We start from the raw sequence: 23,450 nt of genomic DNA on the forward strand, positions 1-23,450 counted from the left end.
TTGCCAGAATCGTTGCATTTTGCGGGTTTGTAGCGCAACCGTCACTTATAAAGTGCGGGGTTGCAAGTTGCACCGGCCGGCCGCATAAATTGTGAATGAGCCTTCCCGAATCAACGGACACGGTCTTGGACGGTTTCCACCCCGCCGTCAGCGCCTGGTTCCGCAGCACGTTCCCCTCGGTGACCCGCGCCCAGGCCCAGGCCTGGCCGCTGATCCGCCAGCGCCGCTCGACACTGATCGCCGCGCCCACCGGCTCCGGTAAAACCCTGACGGCGTTCCTGGCTGTGCTGGATGACCTGGTCCATCAAGGTCTGGCCAACGGCGGGCAACTGCCGGATGAGACGTTGGTGGTGTATGTATCGCCGCTCAAGGCGCTCTCAAACGACATCCAGATCAACCTGCAAAACCCGCTAACCGGTATCACCGAGCAGTTGCAGGCCATGGGCTTGCCGCCGCTTGCGATCCGCACCGCCGTGCGCACCGGCGACACCCCGCAAAAAGACCGCGCGCTGATGCGCAAACGGCCGCCGCATATCCTGGTCACCACCCCGGAATCGCTCTATGTGCTGCTCGGCTCGGACTCCGGCCGGCAGATGCTGGCCAGCACACGCACGGTAATCATCGACGAAATCCACGCCATCGCCGCCGGCAAACGCGGCAGCCACCTGGCCCTGAGCCTGGAACGCCTGCAAGGCTTGTGCGCCGAGCCGCTGACCCGTGTCGGCCTGTCGGCCACGCAAAAGCCTATCGAGGCGGTGTCGCGCTTTTTGGTCGGCACTGGCCGTGAATGCGCCGTCGTCGATATCGGCCACGCCCGCCCCCGCGACCTGGATATTGAAGTGCCGCCGGTGCCGCTGTCGGCGGTGATGGCCAATGACGTGTGGGAATTGGTCTACGACCGCCTCGCCGCGTTGGCCCGCGAACACCGCACCACGCTGGTCTTCGTCAACACCCGGCGCCTGGCCGAACGCCTGGCCCGGCACTTGAGCGAGCGCCTGGGCAAGACCTCCGTCGCCGCCCACCATGGCAGCCTGGCCAAAGAAATGCGCCTGGACGCCGAGCAACGGCTCAAGGCCGGCGAGCTGCAAGTGCTGATCGCCACGGCGTCGCTGGAACTGGGGATTGATATTGGCGACGTCGACCTCGTCTGCCAGATCGGCTCGCCCGGCTCGATCAACGGCTTTTTGCAACGCGTCGGCCGCTCCGGCCACCAGGTCGGCGGCACGCCCAAGGGGCGCCTGTTCGCCACCACCCGCGATGACCTGATCGAATGCGCCGCCCTGCTCGACTGCGTGCGCCGGGGCGAGCTGGATACCTTGCACATACCGGTCGCGCCGTTGGACGTACTCGCCCAACAGATCATCGCCGAAGTCAGCGCCCGTGAATGGACGGAGCAGGCGCTACTGGCGCTGATCCAGCGCGCCGCGCCTTACGCCACACTCGACCCGCGCCACTACCAGGCGCTGTTGCAGATGCTCGCCGACGGCTATAACGGCCGCCAGGGCATCCGCAGCGCCTACCTGCACCGCGACGCCGTGACCCACACCCTGCGCGGCCGCCGTGGTGCCAGGCTGACCGCCGTGACCAGCGGCGGCACCATCCCGGACAACGCTGACTACAGCGTGTTGCTTGAACCTCAGAGCCTGAATATCGGCAGCGTCAACGAAGACTTCGCGGTGGAAAGCATCGCCGGGGATATCTTCCAGCTCGGCAATACGTCCTACCGGATCTTGCGGGTCGAGGCCGGCAAGGTACGCGTCGAGGATGCCCATGGCCAACCGCCGACTATCCCGTTCTGGCTAGGCGAAGCACCGGGGCGCAGCAATGAATTGTCGGCGGCCGTGGCGCGTTTTCAAGGGCAGTTGGACGCGCTGCTCAGCGCCACACCCGGCAACCTGCAACCCGCCCACGACTGGCTCACTGGCAGCCTCGGGCTGAACCGCGCCAGCGCCGAACAAATCCTCGATTACCTGGCACGCGCGCGCCTGGCCCTTGGCGCCCTGCCGTCCCAGGACACGTTGATCATGGAGCGTTTTTTCGACGCCTCCGGCGGTACCCAATTGATCATCCATACGCCGTTCGGCAGCCGCCTCAACCGCGCCTGGGGCCTGGCCCTGCGCAAGCGTTTTTGCCGCACCTTCAATTTCGAATTGCAGGCGGCGGCCAGTGAGAATGCGATCGTGCTGTCGCTGTCCACCAGCCACAGTTTCGAGCTGGATGAGGTGTGGCGCTATCTGAACAGCAACAGCGCCGAGCACATCCTGATCCAGGCGGTGCTGGATGCGCCGCTGTTCGGCGTGCGCTGGCGCTGGAATGCCAGTGTGGCCCTGGCATTGCCGCGTTATACCGGTGGGCGCAAGGTCGCGCCGCAGATCCAGCGCATGAAGAGCGAAGACCTGATTGCCAGCGTGTTTCCCGACCAGATCGCCTGCCTGGAAAACCTCGCCGGCGAGCGTGAGATACCCGAACACCCTCTGGTGGAACAAACCCTCGACGACTGCCTGCACGAAGCCATGGACAGCGAACGTTGGCTGATCCTGTTGCGGCGCATGGAGCGTGGCGAAGTGCGCCTGATCAGCCGCGACCTGCCGGCGCCCTCGCCCATGGCCGCCGAAATTCTCAGCGCGCGCCCCTACACCTTTCTCGACGACGCACCGCTGGAAGAACGCCGTACCCAGGCGGTGCTCAACCGGCGCTGGAGCGACCCGCAAAGCACCGACGACCTCGGCGCGCTGGATGCCGAGGCCATCGCCGGCGTGCGCGAGGAGGCGTGGCCGGCACCCAATGGCCTGGACGAAATGCATGAGGCGTTGATGAGCCTGGCGTGCATCGCCATTGATGAGATCACACCGCAGTGGGCCGAGTGGCTGCACGCCCTGGCCAAGGGCGGGCACGCCTATCAACTGAATAATGGCCTTTGGGTAGCCGTGGAGCGCTTGAGTTGTGTGCAGGCGATTTATCCCAACAACTTGCCGTTGCTGCCGGGCTTCGATGAACCCTGGACCGTTGAGGATGCGCTGGCGGAAGTGCTGCGTGCACGCCTTGGCGGGTTTGGCCCGCTGAGCCTGATCGAGATTGCAGCGCCGCTGGCCCTGCCGGTGGCAGACGTGACTCAGGCACTGGCGCGCCTGGAACAGGAAGGCTACGTGCTGCGCGGCCGTCTCAGCCCCGGCGCCACGCACGAGCAATGGTGTGAGCGGCATCTGCTCGCACGTATTCATCGCTACACGGTCAAGCGTCTGCGCCGGGAAATCGAGCCGGTGGCGTTGCAGGACTTCATGCGCTTTTTGTTCGATTGGCAGCACCTGTCCGACGGCACGCGCGGCCACGGCAGTGCGATGCTGCCGCAGATTGTCGGCCAGTTCGAAGGCTACGCCGCCGCCACGTCGGCCTGGGACAGTGACTTGCTCAGCGCACGACTCAAGGATTACACCCCCACCTGGCTCGACGAGCTGTGCCGCAGCGGCAAGCTGGTGTGGACGCGCTTGAGCAACAAGGCCAGCGCGATTGCGCTGCGCAGTACGCCCGTGGTGCTGCTGCCCCGCAGCCAAGTGCCGCTGTGGAGCGGGCTGACCGAACTCACCGACAGCACCACGTTGTCGCCCAAGGCGCAGAAAGTCCACTTGGCCCTGCGCGAGCACGGCGCGCAGTTTTTCGATGAGCTGGTGCACGAAGCCCATCTGCTGCGCAGCGAACTGGAGATCGCACTACAAGAACTGGTGGGCGCGGGGCTGGTGAATGCCGACAGCTTCGCCGGCCTGCGCGCCCTGACCACCCCCGCCAGCAAGCGCCTGGCGCGCAGCAGTCGGCGCGGGCGCGGGGCGTTTGTCGGCGGCATGGACGACGCCGGGCGCTGGGCCTTGGTGCGCCGCTCGCCCAGCGCCGCCGGGCCGCACTCGGCTGAGACGCTGGAGCACGTGGCGATGACCTTGCTGCGCCGCTATGGCGTGGTGTTCTGGCGGCTGCTGGAGCGCGAGGCGGATTGGCTGCCGAGCTGGCGCGAACTACTGCGCACCTTCCATCGGCTGGAGGCACGCGGCGAGATTCGTGGCGGGCGGTTTGTCAGCGGGTTGGCGGGCGAGCAGTTTGCGCTGCCGGAAGCGATCCCGTTGCTGCGCGAAGTACGGCGCAGGCCGCATGACGGCAGTTTGATTGCCGTGTGCGGGGCTGATCCGCTGAACCTGGTGGGCACACTGCTGCCGGGGAGCAAGGTGCCGGCGGTGAGCGGCAATCGGATTGTGTACCGGGATGGAGTGCCGGCGGCGGTGATGGTGGGCGGCAAGCAGCAGATTCTGCTTGAGCAGGATCTGCGGGCGATTCAGGAGAAGTTGATCAGGCATTGAAGTGGGTTGGCTTTGAGGGCCTCTTCGCGAGCAAGCCCGCTCCCACATTTTGACCGTATTCCAACCCTGTACTCGGTCGAGTGTGGGAGCCGGGCTTGCCCGCGATGAGGCCCGACCAGCCGTCCCAGAGCTACTGGGTACGCGGCTGCTCCGTCAACACCAGCGACGCCGGCACCTCTTCATCCGGTTCATCCACCCGCGCCGTGCGCTTGGGCAACAGCACCTGCTGTGGATAAGTTTGCGCGAAGTGCACCTCGTCGCAGTTATCCACACGCTTTTTCAGGCGCTGGTTAAACGCGCGACTCACGGCATATTGCCCGCCCGACACGGTTCGGAATTGCGCCGTGAGCACCACGCCATTGAGGTCCATCTTGTCCACGCCAAAGACTTCCAGCGGCCCTTGCAGGTTGTACTTGAGGAACACGTCATCGCTAATCGATTGCCCGGTCTCGCGGATCAGTTCCACGGCTTTGTCCACATCGGTGTCATAGGTGAACTGCACCGAGAAGAACGCATAGGCAAATTGCCGCGACTGGTTGGTGACGGCCTTGATCTGCCCGAACGGCACCGAATGCACGAACCCCTTGCCGTCGCGCAGGCGCAGGGTGCGGATGGTCAGGCCTTCGACGGTGCCGGCGTGGCCGGAGTCGAGCACCACCCAGTCGCCGATGGACAACGTATCTTCGATGATGATGAACAGGCCCGTGATGACGTCCTGCACCAGTTGCTGGGAGCCGAAACCGATGGCCAGGCCGACCACACCGGCACCGGCCAACAGCGGCGCAACGTTGATGCCGAGGTTGGCCATCGTGGTGATCGCGCAAATCACCACCAGCACAATTTTTACTGCGTTACGCAGCAGCGGCAGGATGGTTTTGACCCGTGTGCTCGGCTGGCGGCTGGAGCGTTTGTTCACCGGTGGCTTGAGCGCCTCCTGGATGGCGGTGTCGAGTACCACCCAGAACAACCAGGTCATCAGCAGGATCAGGCCGATACTGCTGAGCGAATCGCTGATCGCCCGGCCGACTGCGTTGCGCTGGGCAAATTCGAATAGCGACACGCCCCAGATGCGCCCAAGGAGTTCGATAAAGGCGATGGCCATCGCAATACGCAGGATCGCGTGTAACAGGCTGAGAAAGCGCTCCTTGTAGGCACTGCTGCGCTGGATCGCCACCTGGCTGCGGGACTTGAACAGGTGCTGTAAAACCGTACTGAGGAACACCGTGCCGATCAGCAGAATCGTGGTGAACAGCGCGCAACGCAGGGCCTTTTGGTTGTCGTCGCCGGCGCCGATCAGGTTGATTGCCGAGACCAGCACCATCAACAGAATCGGCCAGTACCACAGCCCGGAAAACACCCGCAGCGATTGCTGCAACGCCGGGTGTTTGAGGCGCTGGGCCAACGGCCGGTTGCGGATCAAATGCGCGACCGGGCGACGCAGACGCACCACCAGCACGCCGAAAATCACCGTTGCAAACAGGCCGGTAAAGACCGCGATGCTGCTGGTGACATTGCCGCCGAGCTGGCGGGCGATTTGCGGGCTGATCAACGCGTCGCTGAGGGCGGCGAGAAAGCCGATCAGGAACAGGGGTTTGGGACAGTAGTCGCGAATGATCTGCACCGCCGGCCGCTTGTGGCCGAGGTTGAACATGACGATGACGCACAACAGCATCGAGGTGGAAAAGATGCCGCTGCTGGTGGCGTAGGCGAAACACAGCGCCAGCGCGCGCCCCACTGACGTGGGTAAGAAGTGACTGACGTAGAGGGTCAGCGGCAGGCAGATCAGCGCCGGGATCGTATACGGCAGCACATACCCAAGCACCGCTTGCAGACGCGCGCGCCGCTCGACGAAACGCCGCCGACTCAAGCGCAGCACGATGAAGCGCCCCAGCAGCGTCAACACCGCAAAGGCCCCCACCCACACGCCGGACAGCAACAGGAAATCACCTGCCACGCTCCACGGCGAACGTTCGGCGGTCTGGTCGACCAGGCGCCCCACTTCATCCGCCGCACGGTCGGCGCGCAAGCGCCAGGCGTCAATGAGGTTCTGATTGAGGTCGAGTTTGTCCTGCACGTCGTCAATGCTGGTGCTGATGGCCCCCAGCAGGCCGCCTTCCACCAACAGCTCGGGCTTGGCCGGGGCTGCGGCGGTGGCCGGTGCGGCGGCAGGCGCCGGTGTTGCGGCTTGCAACGCGCCATTGCCCAGGAACAGCAGCGCGCCAAACAGTAATGCAGCTTTTAGATTCAGCAAAACACCGGGCTCCATCTGCAGGGTCTGTAAGGAACTGACGGGTTTGAGCCTTGATCGTTCCCCCCCGTTCGGCACCTTTGCGCCCAGGGCAAATATCAAATGCCGATCGCTGTCTTTTTCCGCCTAAGCCAAACCCAGACACTGCGCTCCTGATTTACACCCACCGGAGTTGCAGCCATGCCTATTGCGTTGCTCGCGCTGACCCTCAGCGCTTTTGCCATCGGGACGACCGAGTTCGTCATCGTTGGCCTGTTACCCACAATCGGCGCCGACCTCGGCGTTGACCTGCCGTCCGCCGGCCTGTTGGTCAGCCTCTATGCCCTGGGCGTGGCCATCGGCGCGCCGGTGCTCACCGCCCTCACCGGCAAGGTGCCACGTAAGTTACTGCTGCTGTCGTTGATGGTGCTGTTCACCCTCGGCAACCTGCTGGCCTGGCAGGCACCCAGCTATGAATCGCTGGTACTGGCGCGGATCGTCACCGGCCTGGCACACGGGGTGTTTTTCTCGATTGGCTCGACCATCGCCACCAGCCTGGTGCCGAAGGAAAAAGCCGCCAGTGCGATCGCGATCATGTTTACCGGCTTGACCGTCGCGCTGGTCACCGGCGTGCCGCTGGGCACGTTTATCGGCCAGCACTTCGGCTGGCGTGAAACCTTCCTCGCCGTCTCGGCGCTGGGTGTGATCGCGTTTATCGGCAGCCTGATCTACGTGCCAAACACCATCGCCCACAGCAAACCCGCGTCCCTGCTGCAACAACTGCAAGTGCTCAAGCAGCCGCGCTTACTGCTGGTGTACGCCATGACCGCCATCGGCTACGGCGGTTCGTTTATCGCGTTTACCTTCCTGGCCCCCATCCTCCAGGACATCGCAGGCTTCAGCGCCGGCACTGTGAGCCTGGTATTGCTGGTGTATGGCATCTCGGTGGCTGCCGGGAATATCTGGGGCGGCAAACTGGCGGATAAACGCGGCCCCATCAGCGCGTTGAAAATCATCTTTGCGCTGCTCGCGGCGGTGTTGTTCATCCTGACCCTGACCGCCAGCAACCCATGGCTGGCGCTGGCCACCGTATTGGTGTGGGGCGCGGTTGCATTCGGCAATGTGCCCGGCCTGCAGGTGTACGTGGTGCGCCAGGCCGAACATCACACGCCGCAGGCGGTGGATGTGGCCTCGGGCTTGAACATCGCCGCGTTTAACCTGGGAATCGCCGGGGGCGCGTGGGCCGGAGGCCTGATTGTGGCGCATATGGGGTTGATCCATACCGCATGGATCGGCGGCCTGGTGGTGTTGGTCGCCCTGGCGCTGACCGCCTGGAGCGGTCGCCTTGACCGACGGGGACCGGTGTATGCCGAGCCCTCGACCCGCGTAATGACCGGCCACTGATCCGCCGTGTCTCAAGCGTGCCGTCCGTAGGAAGGTGGAAACTTTAATCGAAACATCGCAGTCAGCCTTAAACGGGGGCCAGGCCCCCACTCTTTCACAGGAGCAATCATGGCTGCGATTCCCGACTGGGTGCCCATTACCCCCAGCGTCGCCATCACGCGCTTCACGGTGCTGACGGTCAATATCCACAAGGGCTTCACCGCATTGAATCGACGCTTCATCCTGCCCGAGCTGCGTGAAGCCGTGCGCAGCGTGGGCGCCGATATCGTGTTCCTGCAGGAAATCCACGGCACTCACGAACGCCATCCTCAGCACTACAGTGACTGGCCGAACATGCCGCAGTACGAATTCCTCGCCGACAGCATCTGGCCGCAATTCGCCTACGGTCGCAACGCGATCTACCCGCATGGCGACCATGGCAATGCGCTGCTGTCGAAATTCCAGATCATCCGCTACGACAACCTCGACATTTCGCAAAGCGGCCACGAAAACCGTGGCCTGCTGCATTGTGTGCTGCGCTTGCCCGGCACCGGCCAGGAAGTGCATGCGATCTGCATGCACCTGGGCCTGCGCGAGGTGCATCGCCAGCAACAGTTGCGCCTGCTGGAACAGCGCATCCGCGAGATCCCCGCCGATACGCCGCTGGTCGTGGCCGGTGATTTCAACGACTGGCGCCAGAAGGTTGACCTGAGCCAGAGCGGCCTCAAGGAAGTGTTCGTCGAAGCCCACGGCAAGCCCGCCCGAACCTTCCCGGCACGCCTGCCGTTGCTGCCGCTGGATCGCATCTATGTGCGCAATGTGAACATCCATAACCCCAAGGTGCTGACGATCCGGCCTTGGTCCCATCTGTCGGACCATGTGCCGCTGTCAGTGGAGATCGAGTTATGAACGTCGCGGTAGAACACATCGCCACCGACCAGCCGCCGGATGAAGCGAAAGCGCGTGATCTCGATTACGGCTGGCAGAGCGACAACCGGGTCGAGCTGCTGGAGAACGGCGAGGCATACTTTCCGACAGTCTTCGACGCCATGCGCAAGGCGCAACGGGAGATTCTGCTGGAGACCTTTATTCTGTTTGAAGACAAGGTCGGCCATGAGTTGCAAGGCATTCTGATAGAGGCCGCGCAACGTGGCGTGAAGGTGGTGGCCAGCCTCGATGGTTTTGGTTGCGGCGAACTGAGCCCGGCATTTCTCGGCGAGCTGGCTGAGGCGGGTGTGGAGGTGCAGATGTTCGACCCGGCGCCGAAGAGGTTGGGGCTTCGCACCAACTGGTTTCGCCGCCTGCATCGCAAGATTGTGGTGGTGGACGCCGCCGTGGCGTTTATCGGCGGGATCAACTTTTCTGCCGACCACCTCGGGGATTTTGGCCCCGAAGCCAAGCAGGATTATGCGTTGCAATTGACCGGCCCGGCGGTGGCCGACCTGCACCATTTCGCCCTTGCACAAAGTGGTCGCCAGGTGCGCACACGGCGAGGCTGGCGCCGGCGCCAGCAACGGCCCGCGCTGTGGACAACCGATAACGACGACGGCCTGGTGCGCCTGATCTACCGCGACAACGTGCAGCACCGCGACGACATCGAAGAGGCGTATATCCACGCGCTGAGCAAGGCCCGACAACGTGTGGTGATCGCCAACGCCTACTTCTTTCCCGGCTACCGGCTGCTGCGCGAAATTCGCAACGCCGCGCGCCGTGGTGTGCAGGTGCAACTGATCATGCAGGGCCAACCTGATGTGCTGCTGGCCAAGCTGGCGGCGCGCATGCTCTACGACTATCTGCTCAAGGATGGCGTGGTGATTCACGAGTATTGCCAACGGCCGCTGCATGGCAAAGTCGCGCTGGTGGATGACCATTGGAGCACCGTGGGCTCAAGCAACCTGGACCCGTTGAGCCTGTCGCTGAACCTGGAAGCCAACGTGCTGATTCGCGACCGCGCCTTCAACCAGCAGCTGTATGAACGCTTGGAAATACTCGCCAAAGACCATTGCCGGACCATGCCGGAAAACCGCAAGCCACGGCTGTGGCTGTGGCGATTGACCGTAGGTTTCCTGGTATTTCATGTGATGCGCCATTTCCCTGTACTGACGGGCTGGCTACCGGCGCATAAACCCCGCTTGAAACCCTTCCAGAGTCAGGCCCGTGAACGCTGACACCGGCAGCTCGCGATTCAAACGCTGGAAGAAGCCGCTGACCATCGCCTTCTTCCTGCTGCTGATCGTGCTGTTCACCCTGCTGGCGCGGCGCATCGACTGGAGCGAGGTGGTGCAGACGCTGGGCGACTTCAAGCTGCGCACGTTGTTGATGGCCGGTGGGCTGACCTTGTGCAGTTTCCTCGTCTACGCCAGCTTCGACCTGATCGGTCGCACCTACATTCGCCAGCCATTGCGCTGGAAGCAGATCTTGCCGGTGGGGATCATCAGCTATGCGTTCAACCTCAACCTGAGCGCGTGGGTCGGCGGGATCGCCATGCGTTATCGGCTGTACTCACGGCTCGGGGTGAGCACCGGCAATATCGCGAAGATTCTTGGGCTGAGCCTGGCGACCAATTGGTTTGGTTACATGGCATTGGCCGGCGTGGTGTTCAGCAGCGGCTGGGTGACGATGCCGCCGGGCTGGAAAGTCAGCACCAGCGCTTTGCAGGGCATTGGTGTGTTGCTGGTGCTGGCCAGTCTCGGGTATCTGGCGGCCTGCCGCTTTTCGAAAAAACGTGCGTGGTCGATCAAAGGCATCGAGATCAATTTGCCCTCGCTGCGCATGGCGTGTTTGCAGTTGGCGTTGGGCGCGTTGAATTGGTCATTGATGGCGGCGGTGATCTTTACCTTGTTGCCGGCCAAGTTGGATTATCCGCTGGTGTTGGGGGTACTGCTGATCAGCGCGATTGCCGGTGTCATCACCCATATCCCGGCCGGGCTTGGGGTGCTGGAGGCCGTGTTTATCGCGCTGATGCAGCATGAAGCGTCGCGCGGCAGTTTGCTTGCGGGGTTGATTGCCTACCGGGCGATCTACTTTATTTTGCCGCTGCTGATTGCGCTGGTGATGTACCTCGCGGTCGAAGCCAAAGCCAAAGCGTTGCGGGTGAAGAAAGCACCTGTTTGAAGGTGTTGAAGGCGCCCCAAAGCGCCTAATGCCAGTCAGTTAAGCGAACGAAATGCTCAAAGCAGCGAAGATCCAATGTGGGAGCGGCGCTTAACTGACTGGCATTACCCCAAAGCGCCGCCGTTATTGGGACTGGATGATGCTCAACCGCTCGCCCACGACCATCTCGGTAATCCAGTCGACCAGGATCGAGGTGTAGGCCTGCTGCGACACCGGATCGCTGAGTGAATGGTCTGCGCCGTCGATGATACGGTGGGTCAAGGAGTGGGTCTGCTGGCATGCCGCGCGATAGCTCATGATGGTGGCGTGAGGCACATGGTCATCGGTTTGCGATTCGACAATCAGCACATCGCCGGTGAATTGCGCACAGGCATGCAGGGCGCGGTTGGTTTCGGCCTGCACCCGTGTGCTGCGGTAGTCCATCAGGTCGGCTTTATCCAATTCGCGCTTGGGCTTGAGCCATTCCTGGTCACGGTAAAGCGCCGGCACCCGCAGCGCCAGCCAACGCACCGGGCGCAATGAGGTGAGAATCGCCGCCAGGTAGCCACCATAACTGGTGCCCACCACCGCCACGGCCGAGGTGTCGATGGCCGGGTGTGACAGCAACCGGTCGTACGCAGCCAACAGGTCGCGCAGGTTGTCTTCGCGAGTGACGCGGGACAACGGAATACCGGTGCCCGCATGGCCGCGCAGGTCGAACGTCAGGCACACACACCCCAAACCGGCGATGCCTTTGGCCCGCGCAAGGTCGCGCTCCTGGCTGCCGCCCCAGCCGTGCACAAACAGCACGCCTGGCACCTTCGATTTTGGGGTCAGGAATGTGCCGCTCATCTGTTCGTCGTCGATATCGATCGCAATGCTTTCGCTTCTAGCCGTCATAAGATTTAACCGTCACATACTTGAGAAGAAAGTCGCTGTTTTCGGCCGGGCCGCGGTACACCTCAATGGCATCCGCTGGCAACGCTTGGTCCACGTAGGTTTCCACCGATGAAACACGAATCGCCCGCAGGCCGGGGTTATTGATGAAGCTTTGCAGCGCCGCGACCTCCGCGCTGCTGGCCCCGCCTATGCGCCAGGATTGTTCAAGCACGCCGCTGCAGCGTTGGCCTTCACTGTCCAGGCCTTGGGCAATGTCGTAGTTGCGTCGCGACGCGTAGAAACCAGGGTAGGCCTCGTCGGCGGCGCTGTCGAAAATCCGGGCCTGTTCGATGGCCTCGCGCACGCCGTCGGGCAGGTCGAGCTTTAGCAGGTCTTCGTAAGCACCGGGAACCACCAGTAAGTCGGAGCCGCCGTAGACGTCTTCGCCCTGCCCGTCCTGAGTGAGGTATTGCTCGCCGCAGTAGCTGAACACGTGATCGCCGATAAAACTTTGGCCCACGCTATGAGTGACCACGTCGTGCAGGTCTTGCTCCAGCACCACGCCTTCACTGAACAGTTGCGCCGAATCGGGCCGCGCCAGCAGGGCCTCGAATGCGTCGAGACTGTGGATAACTTCCTGACCGCGTCCGGCGCAGGCATGCACAGGCTTCAGGCGGATCGGCCCACTGCTGAGCAAGCGCCTGGCAGCGGGCAGCGCATCGGGCAGCGCAAAAACGCTGAAGCCATCAAGCACGACGTTGCGCACGCGCTCGCCGAACAATGGCGACCAACCCTCGGGCGCCGTGGCATCCGGGCTTAACAGGCCATGAGTAATGGCTTTGGTGCAGATGAAATCGTGATCGACATAGCCGCCCCACAGGTCTTGCGGCCCTTTAACGTTGAGCTGGAGCGCTTGGGCCGAGCCGATCAGGGTTTGCGTGGGCAACAGATACAGGTCACGGCCGCCATGGAGGTGTGGGTCATAGCTGCCGCCGAATTTGAGGCCGAGTATCTGCGCCAGCCAACGCGCCAGGGCGCGGTTGGTGTCGACTTCATGCTGCGGCGCACCTGCTCTCGTGGAGTGAGCGACCACCGTTTTTTTCCGTTGAGTCGGGGTCATGCGTCCTCCTTGGCCATCCTGCCATGTGTGTGCAGAGAGGGTTGCAGGGATCAAGCCAAGGCAAGGCAAGGCAGAACAGGATGGTTGTTAAATCAATCAGTTACTGAAAAAGTAATGGCAGTAGGCCTGCCTGATTCTGCACGACGTCGCGCTAAACATGCGGCGTTCTGCACGACTCAGCCGCTCCTCTTTCCCGGCGCCAGCTAAGATACTGGGCCTGTCCACCCATCACGAGAACCCCTTATGGCCAAGCAAGCGCTCATCCTCATCGACATACAAAACGACTACTTCCCCCAGGGCAAGTGGCCGCTCGACGGCGTAGAAGCCGCGGCGGACAAGGCTGCGCAGGTGCTGCAGGCGTTTCGTCAGGCGGGGAATGCAGTGATTCATGTACGCCATGAGTTCACCTCCGAGGACGCACCTTTCTTCACGCCGGGTTCCGAAGGCGCGCACCTGCATGCCAAGGTGCTGAATGAGGGCAACGAGCCAGTGGTGCTTAAACACTTCGTGAATGCGTTCCGCGGGACCGATCTACAGGCCGTGCTGGAACAACGCGCCATCACCGAAGTAGTGGTGGTCGGGAGCATGAGCCATATGTGCATCGACGGCGTAGTGCGCGCAGCGGCGGACCTGGGCTACAAAGTCACGTTGATTCACGACGCGTGCGCTACGCGGGATCAGGAATTCAACGGGCAGGTGATTCCGGCAGCGCAAGTGCACGGGGCTTTTATGGCGTCACTGGGCTTTGCCTACGCGAGCGTGCTCTCGACGGATGAGTATCTGGAGAGCCAAGCGGCGGCTGTGTGACCACCGCTTGTTTGCCGGGTTTCAGCGAGTCGCGATGATGAACAGGCGCGGGAATGGCAGTAACACGGTGCCATCGGCCAGGGCTGGGTAGGCCTGGGTAATCCGCGCCTGGTAGTCCTGCAGGAACGCGGTTTTTTCGCTCTCGGCCAATGGCGCAAGAAAAGGCCGTAATGCCGAAGCCTTGAACCACTCCACCACGGCCGCGTGATCCACCAGCGGGTGCTGGTAAGTGGTGCGCCACACGTCGACAGTGCTGCAATGTTTGCTCAGCAGCTCGTAGTAGTAGCTCGCGGTGTGCCGCTCATTGTGTTTAACCGCGCCGATCTTTGCAGACCATGGCCCCTCGGCCGCCACTTCTCGAGCAAGTCGGTGGGCGGGCTCGTCGAGGTTATCCGGGGTCTGCACGGCCAGCGTGCCGCCAAGCGTCAGTTGGTTGACCAGGTGTGGATAGAGCGTGGTGTGGTTCGGCAGCCATTGCAGGGAAGCGTTGGCCAGAATCACGTCGAATGTCTGCCCCGGGTTCCAGGCGCCGATATCTGCCAATTCGAAGTTCAGTGCCGGCAGCCGTTTGCGGGCATCAACCAGCATATCGTCGGAGCTGTCCATGCCGGTGACGTGTGCCTTTGGAAAGCGCTCGGCCAATACTTCGGTGGAATTGCCAGGGCCGCAGCCCAGGTCGACGGCGGTGCGCACGTCGGCAGTAGGAATAGCCGCGACCAGGTCACGGACCGGACGGGTACGTTGTTGTTCAAACATCGTGTACTGCTTGGCTGACCAGGTCATCGCGGCATTCCTTCTTTTTGAGGTTGGCGACAGCCTAAATCTTGTGAGCCATGAGAACAAATGCCAGGATTGGCGACCTCCCATACCTTGGAAGTATCCCTATGTTGGAACTTCGCCAGCTTAAAGCCTTCGTGGCGATTGCCGAGGAAGGCTATATCACCCGCGCCGCGGAACGTCTGGGGATGCAACAACCCCCGCTGACGCGCATGCTGCAAAGCCTGGAAGCCGAACTCGGCGTCGTATTGATGGAGCGTTTGCCCAGAGGTGTGCGCCCTACCACGGCCGGATTGGCGTTGCTGGATGAAGCGCGAGCACTCCTGGCGCGTGCCGACGGTGTAGCCGATGTGGTTCGTCGCGCCGCTCGGGGTGAACGGGGTCGGCTGGCTATTGGGTTTACCAGCTCGGCGGCATTGCACCCGTTTGTCCCCAGTGTGTTGCGGCTGTTTCGCGAAACCTTTGTCGGCGTCTCGGTGGTGCTGGAAGAAGCGGGCACCGGTGAGCTGTTGGACGCGCTGGTACATGAAAAGCTCGATGCTGCGTTCATCCGCTCACCGCTCAGTGGCACTCAGTCGCTGCAGGACGAACCGATTCTGGTGGAACCCATGTTGCTGGCGCTGCCGACTGATCATCCGCTGGCACTCGACGCTCAATCCCCCCTGCCCTTGGCCGCCCTGGCGACCGAAGCGTTTGTGCTTTACCGCCGCCGCGTAGGGCTGGGTTTGTATGACGCAATTCTGGTGGCCTGCCGTGAAGCCGGGTTCAGCCCGCAGGTGGTCCAGGAAGCACCGCGCATGACCGCGACGCTGAGCCTGGTGGCGGCGGGCCTTGGCGTGTCCATCGTGCCGGCATCGATGCAACGGTTGCGCGGCGACGGCATTGTTTATCGCGAGCTCACGGAGTGCCAGAGCCTGGTGGCGCCGTTGCATTTGGCGACGCGCATCGGTGACGGCTCGGCGGTTTTGCAGCGGTTCAAGGAGATGGTGGTGACAGCGGCTGCGCGGGAGGCTTGATCACGGGCAATAAAAAACCCCCGAGGCTTGGCCTTCGGGGGTTTTGCGCGTTCCGGGTCTGAGACCTTAGAACGGGATATCGTCATCAAAGCTGTCGAAATCCGGAGCAGGCTGTGGAGCGGCCTGTTGTGGAGGCGGCGCCTGACGCGATTGTTGCGGTGCCGACTGCTGCGGGCGCGGAGCCTGCTGGCGTGGGGCCGGAGCGGACTGCTGGTAGTTGTTGCCCCCGCCTTGTTGCTCGCCCTGCTGTGGACGGCCGCCCAGCAGTTGCATGGTGCCTTGCATGTCGACCACGATTTCGGTGGTGTAACGCTTGATGCCGTCTTTTTCCCACTCGCGGGTTTGCAGTTTGCCTTCGATGTAGACCTGCGAACCTTTGCGCAGGTATTCACCGGCGATCTCTGCCACCTTGCCGAACATCGACACGCGGTGCCATTCGGTCTTCTCGACCTTCTGGCCGGTCTGCTTGTCGGTCCACTGTTCGCTGGTCGCCAGACTCAGGTTGGTCACGGCATTACCGTTAGGCAAGTAGCGAACCTCGGGATCCTGGCCGCATGTACCGACCAATATGACTTTGTTAACCCCACGGGCCATAACGTTCTCCTAAGCTGGGCGCGCTGTCGGCACTGGGTTGACCAGTTGCTCGAGCGTCGCGCGATCCAATAATTCGGTGTCCAATTTGATGTAAATGGCCGCCTCTTCAGCGACCACCACTGCATCTGTTACCCCGACGACGGCCTTCAGGCGCTCTACCAGGCCAGCTTCACGAATTGCTTCGGGCGACAGCGGCAGGCGCAGGCTTGTGACGTACGGAGGTTCGCGCATGGTAACAGCAAAGGCCAGCCAAAGTGCAGCCAGCCCGGCGCATCCGAGGAACACAACCGACAAACCGCCATGCTGGAACATCCAGCCACCCATGATGCCGCCCAGCGCCGAACCGAGGAACTGGCTGGTGGAATACACCCCCATCGCCGTGCCCTTGCCGCCAGCCGGTGAAACTTTACTGATCAGCGAAGGCAACGAAGCCTCGAGCAGGTTGAACGCGGTGAAGAACACCACCGTGCCGATTACCAGCGCCCGCAGGCTGTCGCCGTACTCCCAGAAGAATAGCTCAGTGAGCATCAGCGTCGCGACGGCGCCGAGCAAAACTCGTTTCATTTTGCGTTTCTTCTCGCCGTAGATGATGAACGGGATCATGGCGAAGAACGAAATCAACAAGGCGGTCAGGTAGACCCACCAGTGCTGTTCCTTGGGCAGGCCGGCTTTTTCGACCAGTGCCAGGGGCAGCGCGACGAAGCTGCACATCAGCATCGCGTGCAATACGAAGATACCTAAATCCAGGCGCAGCAGGTCCGGGTGCTTGAGCGTCGGCAGTAACGCCTTGCGTGCGACGCCGGATTCGCGGTGCTGCAGCGTGCCGGTGGAGCGCGGCACCATAAACGCTACGATCACGATCCCGAACAGCGCCATACCGCCGGTGGCGAGGAACAGCCCGTGCAAACCAAAGGCACGTGTCAGCAACGGGCCGACGACCATGGCCACTGCGAACGACAGGCCGATGGTCATGCCGATCATGGCCATGGCCTTGGTACGGTGTTGTTCGCGGGTCAGGTCCGAGAGCAGGGCCATGACGGCGGCGGAAATCGCGCCGGCGCCTTGCAGGACGCGCCCGGCAATCACGCCCCAGATCGAGTCTGACTGAGCCGCGAGCACACTGCCGAGGGCGAACACGATCAGCCCCAGGTAAATCACCGGCCGCCGGCCGATACGATCGGAAATGATCCCGAACGGAATCTGAAAAAGTGCCTGGGTCAGGCCATAGGCGCCAATCGCCAGGCCGATCAGGGCGGGGGTCGCGCCTGCGAGATCCATTCCATAGGTCGCCAGCACCGGCAACACCATAAACATGCCAAGCATACGGAAGGCGAACACCAGGGCCAGACCGCTTGCTGCTCGGGTCTCGCCGCTACTCATGCGTTCGCTGTGGGGATCGTGCATGGAAAAACCTCGTGTGAACCGGCGGCGATTCTACCAGTCCCATCGATAGAGAGGGTATATGCGGCGCTTTGCCGCGCAGCTTTCATGTAAGGCTGCACCCGGCACTTTGACAGTGTATATTCATCCAGTCTTTAGCCGTATACTCCTGCATTATTTACGCCCGCCGTGCGAGGCCATCTTGGACAAGATCCTGATTCGTGGGGCTAGAACCCACAACCTGAAGAACATCGACCTGACCCTGCCCCGGGACAAACTGATCGTCATCACCGGCTTGTCCGGGTCCGGCAAATCGTCCCTGGCGTTCGACACGCTGTATGCCGAAGGTCAGCGTCGCTATGTAGAGTCGCTGTCAGCCTATGCCCGGCAATTCCTGTCGATGATGGAAAAGCCTGACGTCGACACCATTGAAGGTTTGTCGCCGGCGATTTCCATCGAGCAAAAGTCGACCTCCCATAACCCGCGCTCCACCGTGGGCACCATTACCGAAATTTACGACTACCTGCGCCTGCTGTACGCGCGCGTGGGTATTCCGCGCTGCCCGGACCACGATATTCCTCTGGAAGCCCAGACCGTCAGCCAAATGGTCGACCTGGTGCTGGCCCAGCCTGAGGGCGCCAAGCTGATGCTGCTGGCGCCGGTCATTCGTGAGCGCAAGGGCGAACACCTTTCGGTCTTCGAAGAGCTGCGCGCCCAGGGTTTCGTGCGTGCGCGCATCAACGGCAAGCTCTATGAGCTGGATGAAGCGCCAAAGCTCGACAAGCAGAAGAAGCATTCCATTGATGTCGTGGTCGACCGCTTCAAGGTGCGTGCCGACTTGCAGCAGCGTTTGGCGGAATCGTTCGAAACCGCGCTGAAGCTGGCGGATGGCATTGCGCTGGTTGCGCCGATGGATGACGAGCCGGGTGAAGAAATCATCTTCTCCGCACGTTTTGCCTGCCCGATCTGCGGGCATGCCATCAGCGAGCTGGAACCCAAGCTGTTTTCCTTCAATAACCCGGCAGGCGCCTGCCCGACGTGTGATGGCCTTGGGGTAAAGCAGTTCTTCGACATCAAGCGCCTGGTCAATGGTGACCTGACGTTGGCGGAGGGCGCGATACGCGGCTGGGACAGGCGTAACGTCTATTACTTCCAGATGCTCGGGTCGTTGGCATCCCACTATAAGTTCAGCCTGGAAGTGCCGTTCAACCAACTGCCGGCAGAGCAGCAGAAAGTTATCCTGCACGGCAGTGGTTCGCAGAACGTCGACTTCAAGTACCTGAACGACCGTGGCGATATCGTCAAACGCTCGCACCCGTTCGAGGGCATCGTGCCGAACCTGGAGCGGCGCTACCGTGAGACCGAATCGGCGAGCGTGCGCGAAGAGCTGGCGAAATTCCTCAGCACCCAACCGTGCCCGGACTGCCGGGGCACTCGCCTGCGCCGCGAGGCGCGCCATGTGTGGGTGGGTGAGAAGACGTTGCCAGCGGTGACAAACCTGCCAATTGGCGATGCCTGTGAATATTTCGGCGTGCTCAAGCTGACCGGCCGGCGCGGGGAAATTGCTGACAAGATCCTCAAGGAAATCCGCGAGCGCTTGCAGTTCCTGGTTAACGTCGGCCTGGATTATCTGTCGCTGGATCGCAGCGCCGACACGCTGTCTGGCGGTGAAGCCCAGCGAATTCGGTTGGCCAGCCAGATTGGTGCCGGCCTTGTTGGCGTGTTGTACATCCTTGATGAACCGTCGATTGGCTTGCATCAGCGGGACAATGACCGCCTCCTGGGAACGCTTAAACACCTGCGGGATATCGGTAACACCGTGATCGTGGTCGAGCACGATGAAGACGCGATTCGCCTGGCGGATTATGTGGTCGACATTGGCCCGGGTGCGGGCGTGCACGGTGGGCACATAGTCGCCGAAGGCACACCTGCCGAAGTCATGGCTCACCCGGATTCGCTGACGGGCAAATACCTGTCCGGTCGAGTGAAGATCGAAGTGCCCGCCAAGCGCACGCCGCGTAACAAAAAGATGGCGTTGCACCTCAAGGGCGCGCGCGGCAACAACCTGCGCAATGTGGACCTGGAAATACCTCTCGGCCTGCTGACCTGCGTGACCGGCGTTTCCGGCTCCGGCAAGTCGACGCTCATCAACAACACGCTGTTCCCGCTGAGTGCCACCGCCCTGAACGGCGCCACCACGCTGGAGGCCGCGGCACACGACAGCATCAAAGGTTTGGAGCACTTGGACAAAGTGGTCGATATCGACCAAAGCCCGATTGGCCGCACACCGCGTTCCAACCCGGCGACCTATACCGGGTTGTTCACGCCGATACGTGAACTGTTTGCGGGCGTGCCGGAGTCTCGCTCACGCGGTTACGGGCCGGGCCGGTTCTCGTTCAACGTCAAGGGCGGGCGCTGCGAGGCGTGCCAGGGCGATGGCCTGATCAAGGTTGAGATGCACTTCCTGCCGGACATCTACGTGCCGTGCGATGTGTGCAAGAGCAAGCGCTACAACCGCGAAACCCTGGAGATCAAATACAAGGGTAAAAACATCCACGAAACCCTGGAGATGACCATCGAGGAAGCGCGGGTGTTCTTCGACGCGGTACCTGCGTTGGCGCGCAAGCTGCAGACCTTGATGGATGTGGGCCTTTCGTACATCAAGCTGGGGCAGTCGGCGACCACGTTGTCCGGCGGCGAGGCGCAGCGGGTGAAGCTGTCTCGCGAGCTGTCCAAGCGCGATACGGGCAAGACGCTGTACATCCTCGATGAGCCGACTACGGGCCTGCACTTTGCCGATATTCAGCAATTGCTGGATGTTCTGCACCGCTTGCGTGACCACGGCAACACAGTGGTGGTGATCGAGCACAACCTTGATGTGATCAAGACCGCCGACTGGCTGGTGGACCTGGGGCCGGAAGGCGGCTCCAAGGGTGGCCAGATCATCGCGGTGGGTACGCCGGAACAGGTCTCGGAGATGCCGCAGTCACATACCGGTTACTACTTGAAGCCGCTATTGGCGCGCGACAAAGCCTGATTTATCAGGCGTATGAAAAAGCCCCTGTCACGTTGCGGTGACAGGGGCTTTTTTGTAGCCGGGAATCAGAACTGCGATTGCAGGTAATTTTCCAGGCCGACCAGCTTGATCAGGCCCAACTGCTTTTCCAGCCAGTAGGTGTGATCTTCTTCGGTGTCATTCAACTGCACCCGCAGAATCTCGCGGGTGACATAGTCGTTGTACTGCTCGCAGAGTTCGATGCCCTTGCAGAGCGCGGCACGCACCTTGTACTCGAGGCGAAGGTCAGCGGCGAGCATGTCAGGCACCGTGGTGCCCACATCCAGGTCGTCTGGACGCATACGCGGCGTGCCTTCGAGCATGAGGATGCGGCGCATCAGTGCGTCGGCGTGCTGCGCCTCTTCTTCCATTTCGTGGTTGATACGCTCGTAGAGCTCGGTAAAGCCCCAGTCTTCGTACATGCGAGAATGGATAAAATATTGGTCACGAGCTGCCAGTTCGCCCGTCAGCAACGTGTTGAGGTAATCGATTACGTCGGGGTGACCTTGCATCGCCCTACATCTCCCTGCTTGAAAGTCTGTAGTTTGAACCATGATGACTCGGAGGTCACGGGACTAACGGCAGAAAAGTGATGATTTCCGCAGAAAAGTAGCTGAAATAACGCAAAAACCGCCCAAATGAGGGCGGTTCTGCTTATCGTTTAGAGTCAGTTAAGCGATACACCCAGCGCATTTGCAATGCCTTGTCCGTAATCAGCGTCAGCTTTGAAGAAGTGCTGCAGCTGGCGCTGAACCACATCGCTGCTGACCCCGGCCATAGCGCCGGCAATGTTGCTGATCAGCAGGGCTTTCTGCCCGGCATCCATCAAGCGGAACAGCGCACCCGCGTGGCTGTAGTAGTCGGTATCTTCGCGATGATCGTAGCGATCAGCTGCACCGGTCAACGCCAGAGCAGGCTCTGCGTATTGTGGCGCTTGCTTGGGCGCATCAGCGTAGCTGTTTGGCTCATAGTTAGGCGTTGCGCCGCCGTTACTGCCGAAGGCCATCGAACCATCACGCTGGTAGCTGTTCACCGGGCTGCGCGGGGCATTCACCGGCAATTGCTGGTGGTTGGTGCCAACACGGTAGCGGTGCGCATCCGCGTAAGCGAATACGCGACCTTGCAGCATGCGGTCCGGCGACAGCCCCACACCCGGAACCATGTTGCTTGGGCCAAAGGCGGCTTGTTCAACTTCAGCGAAGTAATTCTGCGGGTTACGGTTGAGCTCCAGCTCGCCGACTTCGATCAACGGGAATTCTTTCTGCGACCATGTTTTGGTCACGTCAAAGGGGTTCTCGTAATGAGCGTTGGCTTGCGCTTCGGTCATGACCTGGATGTTGACACTCCATTTCGGGAAGTCGCCACGCTCGATCGCACCAAACAAGTCACGCTGCGCGTAATCAGGGTCTGTACCAGCCAGGCGTGCAGCTTCAGCAGGCGCCAGGTTCTTGATCCCTTGCTTGGTCTTGTAGTGCCACTTGACCCAATGACGTTCGCCACGGGCGTTGATCAGGCTGTACGTGTGACTGCCGAAGCCGTGCATGTGACGGTAGCCGTCAGGAATGCCCCGATCCGAAAACAGGATGGTGACCTGGTGCAGTGCTTCTGGAGAGTGCGACCAGAAGTCCCACATCATCTGCGCACTTTTCAGGTTGCTTTGCGGCAGGCGCTTTTGGGTGTGGATAAAGTCCGGAAACTTCAGCGGGTCGCGGATGAAGAATACTGGCGTGTTGTTACCCACGATGTCCCAGTTCCCTTCGTCAGTGTAGAACTTCAAGGCAAAACCGCGTGGATCGCGCTCGGTGTCAGCCGAACCGCGCTCGCCACCTACCGTAGAGAATCGCAGGAAGGTCGGTGTTTGTTTCCCGACGGTCTCGAACAGCTTAGCGCTGGTGTACTGAGTAATGTCACGGGACACAGTGAACGTGCCGTAAGCACCTGAGCCTTTGGCGTGCACACGGCGCTCGGGAATGTTTTCACGGTTGAAATGCGCAAGCTTTTCGATCAGATGGAAATCGTCGAGCAACAAGGGCCCACGAGGACCGGCAGTGCGGGAGTTCTGGTTATCGGCGACAGGCGCACCGCTGGCGGTGGTCAGGATTTTGTTCTGGCTCATGCTCAATCTTCCTCAGGTCAGGCTAGGAACTGCCGGCTAATCGGCTTGGAGGGAGTATTGACCATCAAGATGACACCATCAAATGCATTAAATCATGGACTTTGATAGAAAATAACTAACGAACCGTCCTGGCAAGTAGCTTTGGATGTGCAAGAGCACCGGCAGCGACGTGAGGAATATAGACGGCTTTTATTACGCGCACAAAAAACCGGGCACTAGGCCCGGTTCTTCGTTGCAGACTGTCGTCTTACTCGGCGCTTACAGCTTCGCCGGCAGTAGCACGATCAACCAACTCGACGTACGCCATAGGCGCGTTGTCGCCAGTGCGGAAACCGCACTTGAGGATGCGCAGGTAGCCACCCTCACGGGTAGCATAACGCTTGCCCAGGTCGTTGAAGAGCTTACCAACGATAGCTTTCGAACGAGTACGGTCGAAAGCCAGACGGCGGTTAGCCAGGCTGTCTGTCTTGGCCAAAGTGATCAGCGGCTCAGCAACGCGACGCAGTTCTTTAGCTTTCGGCAGTGTAGTTTTGATCAGCTCGTGCTCGAACAGCGACACCGCCATGTTTTGGAACATGGCCTTGCGGTGCGAGCTGGTACGGCTCAGGTGACGACCACTTTTACGATGACGCATGGTTCATTCCTTACCAAACTCACGTT

At 61.4% G+C, this 23,450-nt stretch carries 17 protein-coding genes; 8 read left to right on the forward strand and 9 right to left on the reverse strand.

Annotated elements, in window-relative coordinates; all coding sequences use genetic code 11:
- The first annotated feature begins 95 nt into the window (after positions 1–95).
- Positions 96–4,343 carry a DEAD/DEAH box helicase gene (locus tag ACLBW8_RS20220; protein ID WP_447806172.1) on the forward strand — a complete coding sequence of 1,416 codons (4,248 nt, stop codon included), beginning with the start codon at positions 96–98 and terminating at the stop codon, positions 4,341–4,343.
- A 130-nt stretch (positions 4,344–4,473) separates the two neighbouring features.
- Here ACLBW8_RS20220 and ACLBW8_RS20225 read toward each other — a convergent pair whose 3' ends face one another.
- Positions 4,474–6,594, reverse strand: a complete 2,121-nt coding sequence (locus ACLBW8_RS20225) for a mechanosensitive ion channel family protein (protein ID WP_221295739.1) — start codon at positions 6,592–6,594, stop codon at positions 4,474–4,476.
- A 177-nt stretch (positions 6,595–6,771) separates the two neighbouring features.
- Between ACLBW8_RS20225 and ACLBW8_RS20230 the strand changes: the two genes are divergently transcribed.
- The 4 genes from ACLBW8_RS20230 (at position 6,772) to ACLBW8_RS20245 (ending at position 11,067) form a co-directional block, all read left to right on the forward strand.
- A complete protein-coding gene (locus ACLBW8_RS20230) occupies positions 6,772–7,974 on the forward strand; it encodes an MFS transporter (RefSeq protein ID WP_447806173.1) in 1,203 nt (400 codons plus the stop codon).
- A gap of 108 nt (positions 7,975–8,082) precedes the next feature.
- Positions 8,083–8,862 carry an endonuclease/exonuclease/phosphatase family protein gene (locus ACLBW8_RS20235; RefSeq protein WP_447806174.1) on the forward strand — a complete coding sequence of 260 codons (780 nt, stop codon included), beginning with the start codon at positions 8,083–8,085 and terminating at the stop codon, positions 8,860–8,862.
- Complete coding sequence (gene clsB / locus ACLBW8_RS20240; RefSeq protein WP_447806175.1) at positions 8,859–10,121, forward strand: cardiolipin synthase ClsB; 1,263 nt, start codon at positions 8,859–8,861, stop codon at positions 10,119–10,121. The genes ACLBW8_RS20235 and clsB overlap by 4 nt, the downstream gene beginning before the upstream one ends.
- Positions 10,111–11,067: a lysylphosphatidylglycerol synthase domain-containing protein gene (locus tag ACLBW8_RS20245; protein WP_447806176.1), complete on the forward strand. Its 957-nt coding sequence runs from the start codon at positions 10,111–10,113 to the stop codon at positions 11,065–11,067. Before clsB ends, ACLBW8_RS20245 begins: the two co-directional genes overlap by 11 nt.
- Before the next feature lie 123 nt (positions 11,068–11,190).
- Here the strand turns inward: ACLBW8_RS20245 and ACLBW8_RS20250 are convergent, their stop codons facing one another.
- Together ACLBW8_RS20250 and ACLBW8_RS20255 are read right to left on the reverse strand one after the other, a co-directional pair.
- A complete protein-coding gene (locus ACLBW8_RS20250; RefSeq protein ID WP_064454347.1) occupies positions 11,191–11,946 on the reverse strand; it encodes an alpha/beta hydrolase family protein in 756 nt (251 codons plus the stop codon).
- Positions 11,936–13,045, reverse strand: a complete 1,110-nt coding sequence (locus ACLBW8_RS20255) for a DUF3182 family protein (RefSeq protein WP_447806177.1) — start codon at positions 13,043–13,045, stop codon at positions 11,936–11,938. Before ACLBW8_RS20255 ends, ACLBW8_RS20250 begins: the two co-directional genes overlap by 11 nt.
- A 243-nt stretch (positions 13,046–13,288) precedes the next feature.
- Here ACLBW8_RS20255 and ACLBW8_RS20260 point away from each other — a divergent pair, with 243 nt between their 5' ends.
- Complete coding sequence (locus ACLBW8_RS20260; RefSeq protein ID WP_064454349.1) at positions 13,289–13,852, forward strand: cysteine hydrolase family protein; 564 nt, start codon at positions 13,289–13,291, stop codon at positions 13,850–13,852.
- Between the two features lie 21 nt (positions 13,853–13,873).
- Here ACLBW8_RS20260 and tam read toward each other — a convergent pair whose 3' ends face one another.
- Entirely contained in the window at positions 13,874–14,635 is a 762-nt protein-coding gene (gene tam / locus ACLBW8_RS20265) for a trans-aconitate 2-methyltransferase (protein WP_447806178.1), read from the reverse strand.
- 101 nt (positions 14,636–14,736) lie between these two features.
- On the opposite strand from tam, the gene ACLBW8_RS20270 reads away from it, so the two are divergent.
- A complete protein-coding gene (locus ACLBW8_RS20270; RefSeq protein ID WP_064454351.1) occupies positions 14,737–15,645 on the forward strand; it encodes a LysR family transcriptional regulator in 909 nt (302 codons plus the stop codon).
- 66 nt (positions 15,646–15,711) lie between these two features.
- Here the strand turns inward: ACLBW8_RS20270 and ACLBW8_RS20275 are convergent, their stop codons facing one another.
- Together ACLBW8_RS20275 and ACLBW8_RS20280 are read right to left on the reverse strand one after the other, a co-directional pair.
- A complete protein-coding gene (locus ACLBW8_RS20275; RefSeq protein ID WP_049711300.1) occupies positions 15,712–16,239 on the reverse strand; it encodes a single-stranded DNA-binding protein in 528 nt (175 codons plus the stop codon).
- 9 nt (positions 16,240–16,248) lie between these two features.
- The gene (locus ACLBW8_RS20280; RefSeq protein ID WP_064454352.1) at positions 16,249–17,643 is read right to left on the reverse strand and encodes an MFS transporter; all 1,395 of its coding nucleotides are present in this window, start codon (positions 17,641–17,643) and stop codon (positions 16,249–16,251) included.
- 178 nt (positions 17,644–17,821) lie between these two features.
- On the opposite strand from ACLBW8_RS20280, the gene uvrA reads away from it, so the two are divergent.
- A complete protein-coding gene (gene uvrA / locus ACLBW8_RS20285; RefSeq protein ID WP_259763377.1) occupies positions 17,822–20,656 on the forward strand; it encodes an excinuclease ABC subunit UvrA in 2,835 nt (944 codons plus the stop codon).
- Positions 20,657–20,721: 65 nt separating this feature from the next.
- Here uvrA and bfr read toward each other — a convergent pair whose 3' ends face one another.
- The 3 genes from bfr to rplQ all read right to left on the reverse strand — a co-directional run bounded on the left by bfr (position 20,722) and on the right by rplQ (position 23,424).
- Entirely contained in the window at positions 20,722–21,186 is a 465-nt protein-coding gene (gene bfr / locus ACLBW8_RS20290; RefSeq protein WP_447806179.1) for a bacterioferritin, read from the reverse strand.
- Positions 21,187–21,341: 155 nt separating this feature from the next.
- Positions 21,342–22,790 (reverse strand): catalase, encoded by a 1,449-nt coding sequence (locus ACLBW8_RS20295; protein ID WP_447806180.1) that lies wholly within the window; start codon positions 22,788–22,790, stop codon positions 21,342–21,344.
- 247 nt (positions 22,791–23,037) lie between these two features.
- A complete protein-coding gene (rplQ, locus tag ACLBW8_RS20300; RefSeq protein WP_007918448.1) occupies positions 23,038–23,424 on the reverse strand; it encodes a 50S ribosomal protein L17 in 387 nt (128 codons plus the stop codon).
- Between the last annotated feature and the right edge of the window lie 26 nt (positions 23,425–23,450).

The sequence above is a fragment of the Pseudomonas sp. M5A4_2d genome (genome assembly GCF_053345295.1).

What these genes read in the sequence shown, in the direction of transcription:
- ACLBW8_RS20250 (WP_064454347.1), bottom strand. Translation starts at nt 11,946, where the DNA reads ATGACGGCTAGAAGCGAAAGCATTGCGATCGATATCGACGACGAACAG.
- ACLBW8_RS20260 (WP_064454349.1), top strand. Translation starts at nt 13,289, where the DNA reads ATGGCCAAGCAAGCGCTCATCCTCATCGACATACAAAACGACTACTTC.
- ACLBW8_RS20220 (WP_447806172.1), top strand. Translation starts at nt 96, where the DNA reads ATGAGCCTTCCCGAATCAACGGACACGGTCTTGGACGGTTTCCACCCC.
- clsB (WP_447806175.1), top strand. Translation starts at nt 8,859, where the DNA reads ATGAACGTCGCGGTAGAACACATCGCCACCGACCAGCCGCCGGATGAA.
- bfr (WP_447806179.1), bottom strand. Translation starts at nt 21,186, where the DNA reads ATGCAAGGTCACCCCGACGTAATCGATTACCTCAACACGTTGCTGACG.
- tam (WP_447806178.1), bottom strand. Translation starts at nt 14,635, where the DNA reads ATGACCTGGTCAGCCAAGCAGTACACGATGTTTGAACAACAACGTACC.
- rplQ (WP_007918448.1), bottom strand. Translation starts at nt 23,424, where the DNA reads ATGCGTCATCGTAAAAGTGGTCGTCACCTGAGCCGTACCAGCTCGCAC.
- ACLBW8_RS20270 (WP_064454351.1), top strand. Translation starts at nt 14,737, where the DNA reads ATGTTGGAACTTCGCCAGCTTAAAGCCTTCGTGGCGATTGCCGAGGAA.
- ACLBW8_RS20295 (WP_447806180.1), bottom strand. Translation starts at nt 22,790, where the DNA reads ATGAGCCAGAACAAAATCCTGACCACCGCCAGCGGTGCGCCTGTCGCC.
- ACLBW8_RS20275 (WP_049711300.1), bottom strand. Translation starts at nt 16,239, where the DNA reads ATGGCCCGTGGGGTTAACAAAGTCATATTGGTCGGTACATGCGGCCAG.
- ACLBW8_RS20255 (WP_447806177.1), bottom strand. Translation starts at nt 13,045, where the DNA reads ATGACCCCGACTCAACGGAAAAAAACGGTGGTCGCTCACTCCACGAGA.
- ACLBW8_RS20235 (WP_447806174.1), top strand. Translation starts at nt 8,083, where the DNA reads ATGGCTGCGATTCCCGACTGGGTGCCCATTACCCCCAGCGTCGCCATC.
- ACLBW8_RS20280 (WP_064454352.1), bottom strand. Translation starts at nt 17,643, where the DNA reads ATGCACGATCCCCACAGCGAACGCATGAGTAGCGGCGAGACCCGAGCA.
- ACLBW8_RS20230 (WP_447806173.1), top strand. Translation starts at nt 6,772, where the DNA reads ATGCCTATTGCGTTGCTCGCGCTGACCCTCAGCGCTTTTGCCATCGGG.